The organism is Arthrobacter sp. V1I9 (genome assembly GCF_030817075.1).
Taxonomy (GTDB): Bacteria; Actinomycetota; Actinomycetes; order Actinomycetales; family Micrococcaceae; genus Arthrobacter.
Genome location: NZ_JAUSYU010000001.1, coordinates 3,601,648 through 3,617,919 on the forward strand (window position 1 = coordinate 3,601,648; position 16,272 = coordinate 3,617,919).

The window sequence follows — 16,272 nt, forward strand, 5'->3', positions numbered from 1 at the left end:
TTTCTTCGACACCCGCCGAGCCGGAACCCGTAGTGTTTCAACGCTTTTCGGCCCAGCTATTGACTCTGCTGTGATCCCAATCATACCATTGACACCACACTGATATATCAGTCAACGAACAAGTGGTATTTCAAAGGAGCATCCGTGGTTGAGCAGTTGAACGAGCGACTTTCCGCAGTCGATCCCGAGGTCCAGCAGGCCATCGCCCAGGAGCTGGTGCGCCAGCAGTCCACGCTGGAAATGATTGCCTCCGAGAATTTCGCCCCGTCCGCCGTCATGGAGGCCCAGGGCTCCGTCCTGACCAACAAGTACGCCGAGGGCTACCCCGGCAAGCGCTACTATGGCGGCTGCGAGCACGTGGACGTTGTGGAGCAGCTGGCCATCGACCGGGTCAAGGCCCTGTTCGGCGCAGAATTCGCCAACGTGCAGCCGCACTCCGGGGCACAGGCCAACGCCGCCGCGATGTTCGCCCTGCTGAACCCGGGCGACACCATCATGGGCCTGAGCCTGGCACACGGCGGCCACCTGACCCACGGCATGAAGATTAATTTTTCCGGCAAACTCTACAACGTGGTCCCCTACCACGTCAGCGAATCAGACCTCCGGATCGATATGGCCGAAGTTGAAGCACTGGCGCTCGAGCACCGCCCCAAGTTGATCGTGGCAGGCTGGTCCGCCTACTCCCGCCAGCTGGACTTTGCCGAGTTCCGCCGCATCGCCGACCTCGTTGGCGCCTACCTCATGGTGGACATGGCACACTTCGCCGGCCTCGTCGCCGCAGGACTGCACCCCAACCCGGTCCCCTACGCGGACGTGGTCACCACCACCACCCACAAGACCCTTGGCGGCCCGCGCGGCGGCGTTATCCTCGCCAAGGAGCAGTACGCCAAAAAGATCAACAGCGCAGTATTCCCCGGCCAGCAGGGCGGCCCGCTAGAGCACGTCATCGCCGCCAAGGCCGTGGCCTTCAAGCTCGCCGCTTCCCCTGAATTCAAGGAACGCCAGGAACGCGTCCTGCAGGGATCCAAGCTTCTGGCCGAACGGCTCCTCCGCGACGACGTTGCCGCAGCAGGAATCTCCGTGGTCAACGGCGGCACCGACGTCCACCTGGTCCTCGTGGACCTCCGCAATTCCGAACTGGACGGACAGCAGGCCGAAGACGCGCTGCACCGCATCGGCATCACCGTCAACCGCAACGCGGTTCCCTTCGACCCCCGCCCGCCGATGGTCTCCTCCGGCCTGCGGATCGGCACACCCGCCCTCGCCACCCGCGGCTTCGGCGCCGAGGAATTCACCGAAGTCGCGGACATCATCGCAACGGCGCTCATCGCCTCCGCCGGCAACGGCACCCTGGGCGACAGCACCGCCGTCGAACTCCGCGCCCGGGTCACTGCCCTGGCGGAGAAGTTCCCCCTCTACCCCCACTTGAACGACGACGCCGCTATCGGCGCTTTTGAAGCAGACATGATTGGAGCAGCCCAGTGAGTACCGAACAGCTCCCCGAGCACCCGGACTTCCTCTGGCGCAACCCGGAACCCAAGTCCTCCTACGACGCCGTGATTGTGGGCGGCGGCGGACACGGCCTGGCCACCGCGTACTTCCTGGCAAAGAACCACGGCATGACCAACATCGCCGTCCTGGAAAAGGGTTGGCTGGCCGGCGGCAACATGGCCCGGAACACCACCATCATCCGCTCCAACTACCTCTGGGATGAGAGCGCGGCCATCTATGAGCACGCCCTCAAGCTCTGGGAAATCCTGCCGGAGGAGCTCGAGTACGACTTCCTCTTCAGCCAGCGCGGCGTAATGAACCTGGCCCACACGCTGGGAGACGTCCGGGAGAGCATGCGGCGGGTGGGCGCGAACAAGCTCAACGGTGTAGACGCCGAATGGCTTGACCCCCAGCAGGTCAAGGAACTTTGCCCCATCCTGAACATCAGCGACAACATCCGCTACCCCGTTATGGGTGCCACCTACCAGCCGCGCGCAGGCATCGCCAAGCACGACCATGTGGCCTGGGCCTTCGCCCGCAAGTGTGACGAGCTGGGCGTGGACATCATCCAGAACTGCGAAGTCACCGGCTTCGTCAAGGACGGAAACCGGGTGGTGGGCGTCAAGACCAACCAGGGCACCATCAACACCGAAAAGGTGGGCCTCTGCGCCGCCGGGCACAGCTCGGTCCTGGCGGAAATGGCCGGCTTCCGGCTCCCCATCCAGTCCCACCCGCTCCAGGCGCTGGTCTCCGAACTGCACGAGCCTGTCCACCCCACGGTGGTGATGTCCAACCACGTGCACGTCTACGTTTCCCAGGCGCACAAGGGCGAACTGGTGATGGGCGCCGGCGTGGATTCCTACAACGGCTACGGCCAGCGCGGATCCTTCCATGTCATTGAGCACCAGATGGCGGCCGCCGTCGAACTCTTCCCGATCTTTGCCCGGGCGCATGTGCTCCGGACCTGGGGCGGCATCGTGGACACCACCCTGGACGCGTCCCCCATCGTGGGCAACACCCCCGTGGAGAACATGTTCGTGAACTGCGGCTGGGGCACCGGCGGCTTCAAGGGCACCCCGGCTGCCGGCCTCACCTTCGCGCACAACATCGCTACGGGCGCCCCGCACAAGCTGAACAAGCCGTTTGCCCTGGAACGCTTCGAAACCGGCGCCCTGATCGACGAACACGGCGCTGCCGCCGTCGCCCACTAGCCGCCAGCGACCGACGCACCTTAGAAAGAAGACGCACATGCTGCTCATCTCCTGCCCCAACTGCGGCTCGCGCGACGAGACCGAATTCCACTATGGCGGCCAGGCCCACGTTGCCTACCCGGAAAACCCCAGCGCGCTGAACGACCGCGAGTGGGCCGAGTTCCTGTTCTACCGGGACAACACCAAGGGCGCCTTCGCCGAACGCTGGCTCCACAGCACCGGCTGCCGCCAGTGGTTCAACATGCTCCGGGACACCGTCACCTATGACATCCAGGCGGTCTACCCGATGGGTACGCCCCGGCCGGACGCCGCCGGACAGCTCACCGCCGAAACCGGCACTGCCAGCACCGCCGTTGACAGCACCACCACCGGGACCGCGGCGCCGGACATTTCCGGTACAAGCACCGCTCCAGCGGGCACCTCTTCAACCAGCACCACCGCCCCGGAAGGAGCAACCAAGTGACTTCCCAGAACGCCCGCCTCGCCGCCGGCGGACGCATCGACCGCACCATCTCGTGGCGTTTCACCGTGGACGGCGAGGAATTCACTGGCCACCCCGGCGACACCCTCGCCTCGGCCCTGCTCGCCAACGGCCGCATCGCCGCGGGCAACTCCCTCTACGAGGACCGGCCCCGCGGCATCCTGTCCGCCGGTGTGGAGGAATCCAACGCCCTGGTCAAGGTGCAGCCGCGCTTCCCCGGCCACGTGGCCGAGTCCATGCTCCCCGCCACCACGGTAACCCTGGTGGACGGTCTCAAAGCGGAGTACCTGGAGGGCCTGGGCAAGCTGGACCCGGCCGAGGACCGCGCCGAATACGACAAGAAGTACGTCCACACCGACGTCCTGGTGATCGGCGGCGGTCCCGCCGGCCTGGCCGCCGCCCGCGAAGCCGTGCGCTCCGGCGCCCGTGTGATGCTGCTGGACGACCAGCCCGAACTGGGCGGCTCGCTCCTGTCCGGTTCCACCGCGGCTGAACTCGCCGAGACCATTGAGGGCAAGCCCGCCTTGGAGTGGGTCGCGGATGTCGAAGCGGAGCTCGTTTCCGGCTCAGAGTCCACTGTCCTGAACCGCACCACCGCCTTTGGCGCCTACGACGCGAACTACGTCATCGCTGTCCAGAACCGCACCGACCACCTTTCTTCCCCGGCGGCATCCGGTGTATCCCGGCAGCGTATTTGGCACATCCGTGCCAACCAGGTGGTGCTTGCCCCCGGTGCCCACGAACGCCCGCTGGTCTTCGAGAACAATGACCGCCCCGGCATCATGCTCGCCTCGGCCGTCCGCAGCTACCTCAACCGCTACGCCGTCGCCGCCGGGCAGCGCGTGGTCATCAGCACCACCAATGACAGTGCCTACGCCCTGGCAGCGGACCTGCGCGCCGCCGGCGTCAAGGTTGCCGCCGTCGTCGACGCCCGTCCCCAGCTCACCGACGTGGCTGCCGCCGCCGTCGAAGCCGGTACGCGCGTGTTGATCGGCAGCGCCGTGGCCAATACTTCTGCTGATTCGGATGGCCGCCTGGACGGTGTCACCGTCCGCAGCATCAACGACGACGGCGAGCTCACCTCGGGCATCGAACAGATCGCCTGCGACCTGCTGGCTGTCTCCGGCGGCTGGAGCCCATTGGTGCACCTACACTCCCAGCGGCAGGGCAAGCTGCGCTGGGACGAGGATTTGGCCGCCTTTGTGCCGAGCACAGCGGTCCCAAAGCAGCAGATCGTCGGCTCGGGCCGCGGCAGCTTCGAACTCCAGGACTGCCTCGCCGAGGGCATCTCCGCCGGAGCCTCGGCGGCCATCGCCGCGGGCTTCAGCACCGCCACCACGCCCACGCCACTCAGCGGGCCGAAGGCCTCCGCCCCCACCCGCCAGCTGTGGCTGGTCCCAGGCGAGCAAGGCACCCCGGACGACTGGCACCACCACTTCGTGGACTTCCAGCGCGACCAGTCCGTGGCTGACGTGCTGCGCTCCACCGGAGCCGGCATGCGGTCCGTGGAGCACATCAAGCGCTACACCTCCATCAGCACCGCCAACGACCAGGGCAAGACCTCCGGCGTCAACGCGATCGGCGTCATCGCCGCCGCGCTCCGGACGGCCGGCGAAGCCTCCCGCGGCATCGGTGACATCGGCACCACCACCTACCGCGCCCCGTTCACCCCTGTGGCGTTCGCGGCACTCGCCGGACGCCAGCGCGGCGAGCTGTTCGACCCGGCCCGCAAGACGTCGATCCACCCGTGGCACGTCGCCAAGGGTGCGCTGTTCGAGGACGTCGGGCAGTGGAAGCGGCCCTGGTACTACCCGCAGGACGGGGAAGACATGGACAGCGCCGTGCTGCGCGAGTGCGCCGCAGTCCGTGAATCAGTGGGCTTTATGGACGCCACCACCCTGGGCAAGATCGAAATCCGGGGCAAGGACGCCGGCGAGTTCCTGAACCGGATCTACACCAACGCCTTCAAGAAGCTCGCCCCGGGTTCGGCCCGGTACGGCGTGATGTGCATGGCGGACGGCATGATTTTCGACGACGGCGTCACCCTGCGCCTCGACGAGGACACCTACTTCATGACCACTACCACCGGCGGTGCCGCGAAGGTCCTGGACTGGCTCGAAGAGTGGCTGCAGACCGAATGGCCGGAACTGGATGTGCACTGCACCTCGGTGACCGAACAGTGGAGCACCATCGCCGTCGTCGGGCCCAAATCCCGCGCGGTCCTGGCGAAGGTGGCACCGGAACTGGCCGCCAACGGCGGGCTGGAAGCGGAAGCCTTCCCGTTCATGACCTTCCGTGAAACCACCCTCGCTTCGGGCGTCCGCGCCCGGGTCTGCCGGATCTCCTTCTCAGGTGAACTGGCCTACGAGATCAACGTGCCTGCCTGGTACGGGCTGAACACCTGGGAAGCCGTGGCCGCGGCCGGTGCCGAATTCAACATCACCCCGTACGGCACCGAGACCATGCACGTGCTCCGCGCCGAAAAGGGCTACCCCATCGTCGGCCAGGACACCGACGGCACCGTCACCCCGCAGGACGCCGGCATGGAATGGATCGTCTCCAAGGCCAAGGACTTCATCGGCAAGCGCTCCTACGCCCGCGCCGATGCACAGCGCGAGGACCGCAAGCACCTGGTAAGCGTCCTGCCGGTGGACGGCAGCATCAGGTTGCCGGAAGGTACCCAGCTCGTGGAAAAGGGCCGCTCCACCAACCCCGCCTACGGACCGGTCCCCATGGAAGGCTTCGTCACCTCCAGCTACCACAGCGCAGCACTCGGCAGGTCGTTCGGCCTTGCACTGATCAAGAACGGCCGCAACCGCATCGGTGAAACCCTGGTGGCTGCCGCCGGCGACCAGCTCGTGGACGTCGTCGTCGCCGAAACCGTACTTTTTGACCCCGAAGGGACCCGCAAAGATGGCTGAAACAGCAGCACCCGCAACCTCCTCCGAGAAAAACCTCTCCCTGAGGATCAGCCCCGCTGCCCAGCTAAGGGCAGCGTTCGAAACCGGCTCCGTCCAGGGCGTGGCGGAACTGCGCGAAGTGGCCTTCCTGACCATGGTGGGCCTCCGGGTCAACCGGGACAGCGAGGCCGGACAGCGCGTCGCCTCCATCACCGGCGGCCTTCCCGCCGGATGCGGCGGCGTCACCGGCACCGGGGACACGTCCGTGCTGTGGCTCGGACCCGAAGAGTTCCTGGTGGTGGCACCCACGGAAGCGCACGAGTCCCTCGGCGGCGACCTGATCCAGGCACTCCGCGAAGCACTGGCTGACGGCGAAGGCCAGGTGGTGGACCTCTCCGCCAACCGCACCACCTTCGATCTCACCGGCCCGCGCTCCCGCGCCGTCCTGGAAAAGGGCTGCTCCCTGGATTTGCACCCCCGCGTACTCAAAGCCGGCACGGCGCTCTCCACGGAGATCGGCAACATCCCGGTGGTCCTGTGGAAGACCGGCGAGGAGAGCTTCCGGATCTTCCCCCGTGCATCGTTCGCCGATTTCCTGGGCCGCTGGCTCCTTGACGCCATGCGGGAGTACGCCTCCCCCGAGGTTCCCTGACATGGCGCTCAGCGTCCTGGACCTGTTCTCCGTTGGCATCGGGCCGTCGTCATCACACACGGTGGGCCCGATGCGGGCAGCAAAGCTGTTCGCCGACGGGCTTAAGGGCGACGGACACCTGAGCTCCACCAAACGCGTGCAGGCCGAACTCTTCGGTTCGCTGGGCGCCACGGGGCGGGGCCACGGCTCGGACAAGGCAGTGGTCCTGGGCTTCAAGGGGCTGGACCCCGAGACCGTTGACACCTTCACGGCAGATGACCAGGTCGCGGCAGCCGCCCTTGACGCCGAACTGTGGGTGGGCGGTGACCACCGGGTGGACTTCAACTGGGACGAGGACGTGGTGCTGCACCGGCGCAAGGCACTTCCGGCGCACCCCAACGGCATGACGTTCCGGGCGCTGGACCACGCAGGTGCCGTGCTCAGCGAACGGAGCTTCTATTCGATTGGGGGCGGCTTCGTTGTTGATGGTGACGCCGACGCCGGCGACCGCGTGGTGGCCGATGCCACTGTCCTTCCCTATCCCTTCAGTACTGCCGACGAGCTCCTCGAGATCTGCAAGCGCGAAGGCATGTCCATCTCGGACGTTATGCTCGCCAACGAGCTGGTGTGGCGGACCGAAGCGGAACTCCGGGAAAAACTGCTGGGACTCTGGGCCGTTATGCGCGAATGCGTGGACAACGGCTGCGCCGCGGAAGGCATCCTGCCGGGCGGGCTCAACGTTCGGCGGCGGGCGCCGTCGTTATTCCAGACCCTGGCGGCGGATACCGGCGTGACCGATCCGCTCCGGGCGATGGAATGGGTGAACCTGTTCGCGCTGGCCGTGAACGAGGAAAACGCCGCAGGGGGGCGTATCGTCACGGCGCCCACCAACGGCGCGGCAGGAATTGTCCCGGCGGTGCTGCACTACTACATAAAGTTCGTCCCCGGCGCCAACGACGACGGCGTGGTCCGCTTCCTGCTGGCCGCGGCCGCCGTCGGAATTCTGTTCAAGATGAACGCCTCAATTTCCGGTGCCGAGGTGGGCTGCCAGGGTGAAGTGGGCTCCGCCTGCTCCATGGCCGCCGCCGGGCTCTGCGAAGTGCTGGGCGGAACGCCTGCCCAAGTGGAAAACGCCGCCGAGGTGGGCATTGAACACAACCTTGGCCTAACCTGCGACCCGGTGGGCGGACTGGTGCAGATCCCCTGCATCGAACGCAACGCCATCGCCAGCGTCAAGGCCATCAACGCCGCCCGCCTTGCCCTGCACGGCGACGGCAGCCACAAGGTATCCCTCGACAAAGCCATCAAAACGATGCGCGAAACAGGAGCCGACATGAAAACCAAGTACAAGGAAACCTCCCGCGGAGGCCTTGCCGTCAACGTAATCGAGTGCTGAGCCATGACTGCCATCCAAGCTGAAACGTCCCTCCCCCAGCCGCCCACCACGGTGGAGCATGTCCTGACCTTGGACTGCAGCGAGTCGCCGGGTATTGTCCACGCCGTCTCCGGCTTCCTGCTGGAGCACGGCTGCGACATCATCGACAACCAGCAGTTCGGCGAGCGTTCGGAAAAGCACTTTTTTATGCGGGTGCATTTTGCGTCCGACGGCGATGCCTCCACGGCGGACACGCTGCGGGCCGCTTTCGGTCCCGTTGCCGAGAAGTTTGGGATGCGCTGGCGGCTGGAGCCGCAAGGTTCCAAGCGGCGCGTGTTGATCATGGTGTCCAAGTTCGGGCACTGCCTTAATGACCTGCTGTTCCGGGCGCGCATCGGCGAACTCCCGGTGGACGTGGTGGCCGTGGTGTCCAACCACACGGACCACCAGGCGCTGGTGGAGTGGCACGGGATCCTGTTCTTCCACGTGCCGGTCACTTCTGACACGAAGCCGGAGGCCGAGGCGCGGTTGCTGGAACTGGTGGACGAGTTCGATGTGGAACTCGTGGTGCTGGCCCGGTACATGCAGGTGCTCAGCGATAACCTGACGCGCAAGCTGGACGGGAAGGCCATCAATATCCACCACTCGTTCCTGCCCAGTTTCAAGGGCGCCAAGCCGTACCACCAGGCCTACGCGCGCGGCGTGAAGACCGTGGGAGCCACGGCCCATTACGTGAACAGCGAACTGGATGAGGGCCCGATCATCTCCCAGCAGACCGTTGAGGTGGACCACACGTACGGGCCCGAGGATCTGGTGGCTGCCGGCCGCGACACCGAATGCAAGGCCCTGTCCAACGCCGTCCGCTGGCACTGCGAGGGCCGGGTCATCCTGCTGGGAAACCGGACCGTGGTGCTGCGGTAGCGACGCGCTCTCACCTGATGCCGGTTTTCAGGCGATCCTCTATCCCTTAACGTCGGTTTTCAGGGCATCCTCTAGCCCTTAGTGCAGGTTTTGCTGTGGCGCTCTCTCACCTTGGTGAGGGAGCGTTACGGCGTTGCGAGCCGCTTCGTCCTGACGACATTACGTTGACGCTTAGCCGCCGCTACGCAAACCCCGACGCCTGGGCCGGGTCAAGCCAGCCATTCCGGAGGGCGCGCCTGATGCGTTGTACCGCTGAGCGGAAGCCGTCTGCATAGTCGTCCTTGTCGAAAACGAGGACCGTCCAGTCTGCTGACTCGAATGCTTTGTCCCGTCTCCTGTCTGAGTGGATCTGTGCGTCGCCGAGGTGATGTTCGCCGTCGTACTGGATAGCGAGACGGCGGTGGCGGTAGCCGAGGTCGGCCGACGGCGACCGGGCGTCTCCGGCGCGCAACGGCAACTGGAGCTCGGGCTCGGGCAAGCCGGCGTCACCGATTGCGAGCCGGAGCATTGTTTCGGGCGCCGAGTCGGCACCCACCCGCATCAGATCCAACGCTTCGCGGGCGCGAACGATGCCTTGGAGATTCGGGTGGCGACGTACCAGGATGCGCAGCTCCGTCAGCGTGGCATGGGGCTCCGTCCGTCCTTCGAACGCGGCCCGCGGGGCGCGAACCAGCTCGTCCCCCATGCTCACCAAGTCCGGGAGCGGCAGGACGCGGGCCATATCCAACCACGTGCGGGACCGGGTGCTCAGGTGAATGCCGTCAACGCATTCAGTCTCTTCTTTCAGTGCCAGGACGGTGTGCCCCACCACGCCCTTCCGGCGTACCGGGGGCAGCGAACGCGGCTTGCTCAGATGGAGCTCCGTGGAATCGCCCAGCCACGGCGGCAACAGTTGGCACCGAAGCCTGGCCGCGGTGACGTGAGAAATCCACGCGCCCGGCGACGCAGCAGATAACGCCCTGGCTGCGCCTTCCAGATCGAAGTCCCAGCCTGCCGGACGGTAGAGACCACGGCCCACGTTGATGACATCCTTGCGGCGAAGCCTGCCCACACTGATGCCGGAGGCCCGGGCTGTGCTGAAGGTAAAAGGAGCGGCCGCCAACGGCGGGGGCAAGACTTGGCGCTTTGGCATGCTGGCATTTTGCCCTGTTCCAGCAGGACGCTGCAGAAGTTATCCACAACCAGCCGCTGGGCTTCTGGAGGTGAGAGAAGGTCGCCTGAAAACCGGCATCAGGTGAGAGAGGATCACCCGAAAATACGCGTTAAGTGAGAGAGCGTCGGGTGGGGGTGGGTGGGGCTGACTATTTGGGTTGGAGTGCAGCCAGCCTCACCGCGAGGTGCAAGGCCGGCAGCCTGCCGGTGCCGCGGGGGTCGCCGCCGCAGAGAGAAAAAATCCGCTGCAGCCGCTGATGCATGGACTGCCGCTCCACATGGAGCTCCCGCGCGGCCTGCGCGGTGTTGCAGCCGGAGTCCAGCCACACCCGCAGCGTCTCCAGGAGCTTGGACTGGCGCTGGGCGTCATGCTGTAGAACTGCGGCCAGCTGTTGGTCGATAAAGTCGCGGCGCAGTGCCTCGTCCATCGACTGGACGGCGAACCGCTCCACCGCGAACGCCTGCGCATCAAGAACCTTCCCGGGGCCGCTTGCCACTGCCTTGGAACGGCCGACGTCGGCAGCAAGTTCCAGCGTGAGCCTCGCCTCGGACAGCGACCACGGCGCGAAGGAAATCCCCGAGGCAACAGGCCCTACTGCGCTGACAGTTCCCTCTGGCACTTCCAGTGACTGCAGACCGTCCACAATCTTCTGCCGCTCGTCGTGGGCGTTCCCGGAGCGGAGGACAGCCAGGGCCAGCAGCTCGGCATTGTCCGCGTAACTGGCGCCGTGCTGCCCGCCCGGGTCCAGGAGGTGCTCCACGTTCCGCTGAAGTTGCTTGGAGGCAGAGGAACGGACCACCACGGCCACAACCTGCGCTGAAACCGGGATGCCTGCGGCGGGAGCCAGCTCCTGGAGCCGCCAGTGTTGCTTGCCGGAATCGATGGCCCGGATCAGGGCAGCGCCGGCCATCTCCTTCAGGCCGGGCGGCATTCGCTGCAGCAGGGCGAGGGCCAGGATGTCCACAGACCGGTTGCCGGCGATCCTCGCCAGATTCACATCGGCGTCACCCCGGACCTGCAGTGTCAGGCGTGCCGACGGGATGCCGCGCACGGGCACCTCAATGTGGACAGTTCCCTGACGGTCCCCGGCAGCGTCGCCGGCGACGGGTTCGGATGACTCAGCGTCCTCCGCAGGTTCGGCGCTTGCGAGGGTGATCCCGGCGGTGGACGTGAGCACCACTTCCGCGTCGGTGGCCGCGGCAAGAACTGCCAGAATCCGGTCCAGGCTGCCGCCGTGGGCGAGCTCCACCGCCATGGCGTGGCTGGCCTGGTCCGCCTGCTGGAGCTGGGCCGCAGACTGGCTGACCAGCTGTGAGTTGATTGCCTCCATGACCGCGACGAAGGGAACTACGCGGCGCAGCTCGATCAGCGGAAGCCCGGCCTCCTCGGCAGCGGACACCATTGACGAAGGTATGGAGGGCAGAACGCTGCCGGTCTCGATGGCGAGCGCCGCCACCCCACGCCTGGCCAGGTCCCGAATATAGCCCGTGCGGCGCTCGTCCGGCGCCAGCGCGAGGGCCTGCCCGCCGGTGAGCAGCAGCTCACCGCCGCCAAGCAACGACGCAATATCCAGAACCTCGCTGGAGTGGATCCAGCGGAGCTGCGTCTGCTGAACAACTCCAGCCCCCGCACGAACCACCGGATCGGCGGCAGTGAAGGTGGGATGTTTCAGGACGTCATCCAAACGAACCGGCATGACACTCCGTCATGTAGAAGGGAAAAGTTCAAGACACATTGTAGATGGTGGATGTGGCTCCCGACACATAATCTTGAAGAACCCCCATCCCCTCAACGAAGAGGCCTCGATGCAACAACAACCCACAGCCCCAGGAGTCGATCAGTCCGCCCACGCGGAGGACGTCGAAGCCTGGCTGCAGCCCATTCCCGAGTCCCAGCGCACACACAAGGTCTCCGGCCAGTTCTGGATCTGGGCCGGTGCCAACTTGGCACCAATCAACTGGGTACTGGGCGCCCTGGGCATCCACCTGGGCCTGGGCTTCGCTGACACCGTGACCGTCCTGGTGCTGGGCAACCTGATCGGCATGCTGCTCTTCGGCTGCTTCGTCCTCCTCGGCCAGAAGACCGGCGCCACCGGCATGGTGCTCGCCCGGGCGGCCTTCGGCCGGCGCGGCAACTACCTCCCTGCAGCCATTCAGGCGCTCCTGGTGATCGGATGGTGTGCCGTCAACACCTGGATCATCCTAGACCTGGTCATGGCGCTCTTCGGAACCCTCGGCTGGGTGGATCCAACAGCCAACAACTACGGGTGGAAGATTGCCGTAGCCACCGGAATCATGGCCGCCCAGGTAGCCATCGCATGGTTCGGGTACAAAGCCATCGCCGCCTTCGAAAAGTGGACTGTCCCGCCCACCATCGTCATCCTGGCCGTGATGTCGGCCGTGGCCTGGTTCGGCATGGACATCAACTGGTCCTACGCCGGCCCTGCCGGCAACATCCTGGAAGGGTCCGAGCGGATCGCGGCCATGAGCGCCGTGATGACGGCCATCGGCATCGGCTGGGGCATCACCTGGTTCACCTACGCCGCCGACTACTCCCGGTTCGTCAGCACCGAAGTGCCCAAAAAGAAGGTCTACCTGGCGTCCGTCCTCGGCCAGTTCATCCCCGTCGTCTGGCTCGGCGTCCTGGGTGCGAGCCTGGCCACCAACAGCGGAGAAATCGATCCCGGCAAGCTCATCGTCCAGAACTTCGGCGTCCTCGCACTGCCGGTACTGCTGATGGTGCTCCACGGCCCCATCGCCACCAACATCCTCAACATCTACACCTTCTCAGTAGCTACGCAGGCGCTGGACATCACCATCAGCCGCCGCAAGCTCAACCTGTTCGTCGGCGTCTTCTCGCTCGCCGCCGTCGTATTCTTCATCTTCCAGGAGGACTTCGCGGCAGTCCTCGACGCGTGGCTCATCGGCCTGGTGGCCTGGGTCGCTGCCTGGGGCGGCGTGATGCTGGTGCACTACTTCTGGATCGACAAGCGCTGTCCCGGCAATCCGGAACGGCTGTTCGACGGCGTCGGCACCAGGCGGCTCCCCGTCATCAACTGGGCGGGCGTCACCTCCCTCCTGGTAGGCATCTTCGCCACCTGGCTGTTTATGTACGGGCTCGTTCCCGCCATGCAGGGCCCCATCGCCGTGGCCCTGGGCGGCTGGGACCTTTCCTGGCTCGCCGGCGGCCTTGCGAGTGCCACCAGCTACGCCATCCTGGGCCCGAAAATGCACCGCAAATACATTGATGCACCGGCGCCCGTTGCACACCAGCTCCCCAGCGAACTGACTAGCGCCGCCGCCCCCGGCACGCAGCCCGCACTCTAAACCCTCTTCCAACCGCGTCACGACAGGACTTCCCCGCATGACTCTCGAAGCATTCCCCGACTCCGCCCACCCGATCAGCTGGCCTGACGGCAAGCGCGCAGCAGCGTCCTTCACCTTCGACGTCGACGCCGAGTCCTGCACCATCGCCCACGATCCCAAGAGCACCAGCCGAATGTCCCTGATGACCCATCAGTCCTACGGGCCGAAGGTGGCAGTCCCCCGCCTGCTGCAGATCCTCCAGCGCCAGGACATCCGCGCCACGTTCTTCGTCCCCGGTTTTACGGCCGAGTGCTACCCGGATACCGTCCGCCGGATCGTTGACGCGGGCCACGAGGTGGCCCACCACGGCTACCTGCACGAGCCGATGCAGGGAATCGACGCCGAGACAGAGGCCCGCTACATCGACCGTGGACTGGAGGCGCTGGCCAAGGCCGCGGGGGTAGAACCGGTGGGGTACCGCGCACCCTGGTGGGAGCTCAACTGGCACTCCCCGGCACTCCTGGCGGACCGGGGCTTCCTCTACGATTCAAGCCTGCTCGACGGCGATGCTCCCTACCGCTTCAGCGTCGCCCCGGGTGACACCCGGGACATCGTGGAGATCCCCGTCGACTGGACGTTGGACGACTGGGAACAGTACGCCTTCTACCCGGGGGTAACCGGCAGCGGCGTGATCGAAAGCCCGGCCAAGGTCCTCGAAATGTGGACGCTGGAGGCGGAGGCACACCACGCCCAGGGCAGCTGTTTTGTCCTTACCAACCACCCCTTCATTTCCGGCCGGCCCTCCAAAGCGGTGGCCCTGGAACGGCTTATCGAGCGGGTCAAGGGGATGGACGGCATGTGGGTGACCACCATGAAAGATATCGCTGAACACACCCGCAGGACGGTACAGGAAGTCCACACCCATGCCCGGATCGAAGTGCCGGGCTTCCCGGATACGGGGGCGAGGTTCACGGCTGCGGTGGTACGGGAGCCCATCCGCACCTCCAGCGCAGGATAGGAAAATGGAGGGGGACTGCACGTGAAGGTGCAGTCCCCCTCCGTTTCATTTAGGGGATAAGTCAGTTCCGGACGCAGTGCCTGGTGAGCTCTGCAGGCGTGGGTGCTACGGACGTGACTGGCCGGCCTCGGCCAGGTCTGCGGTGGACTGTGCAGTTCCGGCGTGCACAGGGGCCTGTGCAAGGCCGGTGGACGCCGAAGCTTCTGTTGGGGTGGAGCGCCGCAGCGGAGGTGCGGGAGTGGAGGCGGCGTGCTCGGCGAGGACACCGGTGTGGTGCCGGAGCTTCAGGCGGTACATCAGGACGCCGGTAATGATGACGGTGGCAACGAAGATCACTCCGCCCCACTGCAGGTACCACTCGAACGGAGGGACCGAGTTGTAAATTTCCGGCCTCGGCCAGATCAGGTTCAGTGTCATGGCGCCGCCCCACAGGACCGCGAGGATGTTCACCGGGACGCCCCACTTGCCGAGGCTGAAGCCGGATTTTCCGTGGCTTTCGTCGGAAAGCGGCCATTTCTTCAAAAAGCGCTGCCGCAGCAGCGGGACGGTGACCAGCAGGTAGGAGAGGTAGATCAGGACAATGCTGATGCTGGACAGGATGGTGAAGATCGCGGGCTGGGAGACGTTGACTATCAGCGGAATCATGGCGATGAGTCCGATGACGATGGCCGCCACGGTAGGCGTCTTCCGCTCGGGGTGCACCTTGCTGAGCTGGCGGCTGAAGGGGAGGTTGTTGTCCCGGGCCATGGCGAACATCATGCGGATTGCGGCGGCGTGAACGGCGAGGGTGCAGACGATCACGGCTACGACGATGCACACCAGGAAGGCCTTGCCGAAGGGGCCTCCCAGCACGGAGAGCACGATGTATTGAAGGCCGCCGTCGGCAGCACCCAGCTTGGGGTCATTCAGGTCCGGGGCGGCCAGGAGTCCGCCAAGGAGGATCAGCCCGCCGAGGATAAACGACGCCGTAATTGCCCGCAGAATGGCCTTCGGGGCGGTGCGTTTCGGGTCCTTGGTTTCCTCCCCCAGCGAGCTGGCGGTGTCGAAGCCGTACATGACGTAGCCGGAAGCCATGGCCCCAATAAGGAACACACCGAAGAAGCCAAGGTCGTGGTCCATGCCATAGCCGGCTGTGCTGAACAGGACTTCAGGCCCCCGCACCACATGCCAGGCAAGAGCCAGGATGAGGAGCACGGCCGCAGCGAGTTCCACAAAGACGCCGATACTGTTGATTTTGGTCATCAGCTTCACGCCGAAGGCGTTGATGAGCGTGGAGATGGAAATCATGATGCTGGCGAGCAAAACGCCGTTAAGGGCGAAATCGTACGTGCCGGTGCCGTCTCCGATGACCTGGAAGCCGGACCAAATCTGCGGCAGGGTGAGCTGCAGCGCCAGGGCTACGGCCCCAAGCGCCACGATCGAGGAAATCAGCAGCAGCCAGCCAGCCAGCCAGGCGAACGTCCCTGACGAGAGCTGCTTGGCCCAGTTGTAGACAGAACCGGCCACGGGATAGCGGCCGGCCAGTTCGGCGAAGCAGAGTGCCACCATCAGCTGGCCAACAAAGACGATGGGCCAGGACCATGCATAGGCTGGCCCGGCCATGGCGAAGCCAAAGTAAAACAGTTGAAAAACGCCGGTGAGGATGGAGATATAGCTGACGCCGGCGGCGAAGCTGGCGAACTTGCCGATGCTGCGGTCCAGGGTCTGGGCATACCCGAATTCGTCCATGCCGCTTGAATCAGTACTCTTGCTGGGTTCCAACATACGAACTCCTAGGTGAGAAAAG

General features: G+C 65.5%; 12 protein-coding genes. 9 read left to right on the forward strand and 3 right to left on the reverse strand.

Annotation, left to right across the window (positions count from 1 at the left end):
- The first annotated feature begins 144 nt into the window (after positions 1 to 144).
- The 7 genes from glyA to purU are packed head-to-tail and all read left to right on the forward strand — an operon-like array spanning position 145 to position 9,010.
- Positions 145 to 1,485 carry a serine hydroxymethyltransferase gene (gene glyA / locus QFZ70_RS16850; RefSeq protein ID WP_307097241.1) on the forward strand — a complete coding sequence of 447 codons (1,341 nt, stop codon included), beginning with the start codon at positions 145 to 147 and terminating at the stop codon, positions 1,483 to 1,485.
- Positions 1,482 to 2,702, forward strand: coding sequence for a sarcosine oxidase subunit beta family protein (locus tag QFZ70_RS16855; RefSeq protein ID WP_307097243.1), 1,221 nt, complete (start codon positions 1,482 to 1,484; stop codon positions 2,700 to 2,702). Before glyA ends, QFZ70_RS16855 begins: the two co-directional genes overlap by 4 nt.
- A 37-nt stretch (positions 2,703 to 2,739) precedes the next feature.
- Positions 2,740 to 3,165: a sarcosine oxidase subunit delta gene (locus QFZ70_RS16860; RefSeq protein ID WP_307097244.1), complete on the forward strand. Its 426-nt coding sequence runs from the start codon at positions 2,740 to 2,742 to the stop codon at positions 3,163 to 3,165.
- Complete coding sequence (locus QFZ70_RS16865) at positions 3,162 to 6,104, forward strand: sarcosine oxidase subunit alpha family protein (protein ID WP_307097247.1); 2,943 nt, start codon at positions 3,162 to 3,164, stop codon at positions 6,102 to 6,104. The genes QFZ70_RS16860 and QFZ70_RS16865 overlap by 4 nt, the downstream gene beginning before the upstream one ends.
- The gene (locus QFZ70_RS16870) at positions 6,097 to 6,735 is read left to right on the forward strand and encodes a sarcosine oxidase subunit gamma (protein ID WP_307097249.1); all 639 of its coding nucleotides are present in this window, start codon (positions 6,097 to 6,099) and stop codon (positions 6,733 to 6,735) included. The genes QFZ70_RS16865 and QFZ70_RS16870 overlap by 8 nt, the downstream gene beginning before the upstream one ends.
- Position 6,736: 1 nt before the next feature.
- Positions 6,737 to 8,110: an L-serine ammonia-lyase gene (locus QFZ70_RS16875; RefSeq protein WP_307097251.1), complete on the forward strand. Its 1,374-nt coding sequence runs from the start codon at positions 6,737 to 6,739 to the stop codon at positions 8,108 to 8,110.
- Between the two features lie 3 nt (positions 8,111 to 8,113).
- The gene (gene purU / locus QFZ70_RS16880) at positions 8,114 to 9,010 is read left to right on the forward strand and encodes a formyltetrahydrofolate deformylase (protein ID WP_307097254.1); all 897 of its coding nucleotides are present in this window, start codon (positions 8,114 to 8,116) and stop codon (positions 9,008 to 9,010) included.
- 181 nt (positions 9,011 to 9,191) lie between these two features.
- Here purU and QFZ70_RS16885 read toward each other — a convergent pair whose 3' ends face one another.
- The gene (locus QFZ70_RS16885) at positions 9,192 to 10,142 is read right to left on the reverse strand and encodes a hypothetical protein (RefSeq protein ID WP_307097256.1); all 951 of its coding nucleotides are present in this window, start codon (positions 10,140 to 10,142) and stop codon (positions 9,192 to 9,194) included.
- Positions 10,143 to 10,311: 169 nt separating this feature from the next.
- Positions 10,312 to 11,859 (reverse strand): PucR family transcriptional regulator, encoded by a 1,548-nt coding sequence (locus tag QFZ70_RS16890; protein ID WP_307097259.1) that lies wholly within the window; start codon positions 11,857 to 11,859, stop codon positions 10,312 to 10,314.
- A gap of 109 nt (positions 11,860 to 11,968) precedes the next feature.
- On the opposite strand from QFZ70_RS16890, the gene QFZ70_RS16895 reads away from it, so the two are divergent.
- Positions 11,969 to 13,489, forward strand: a complete 1,521-nt coding sequence (locus tag QFZ70_RS16895) for a cytosine permease (protein WP_307097261.1) — start codon at positions 11,969 to 11,971, stop codon at positions 13,487 to 13,489.
- A gap of 37 nt (positions 13,490 to 13,526) precedes the next feature.
- Complete coding sequence (locus QFZ70_RS16900; protein ID WP_307097263.1) at positions 13,527 to 14,486, forward strand: polysaccharide deacetylase; 960 nt, start codon at positions 13,527 to 13,529, stop codon at positions 14,484 to 14,486.
- 105 nt (positions 14,487 to 14,591) lie between these two features.
- Here the strand turns inward: QFZ70_RS16900 and QFZ70_RS16905 are convergent, their stop codons facing one another.
- The gene (locus tag QFZ70_RS16905) at positions 14,592 to 16,250 is read right to left on the reverse strand and encodes an APC family permease (protein ID WP_307097265.1); all 1,659 of its coding nucleotides are present in this window, start codon (positions 16,248 to 16,250) and stop codon (positions 14,592 to 14,594) included.
- Between the last annotated feature and the right edge of the window lie 22 nt (positions 16,251 to 16,272).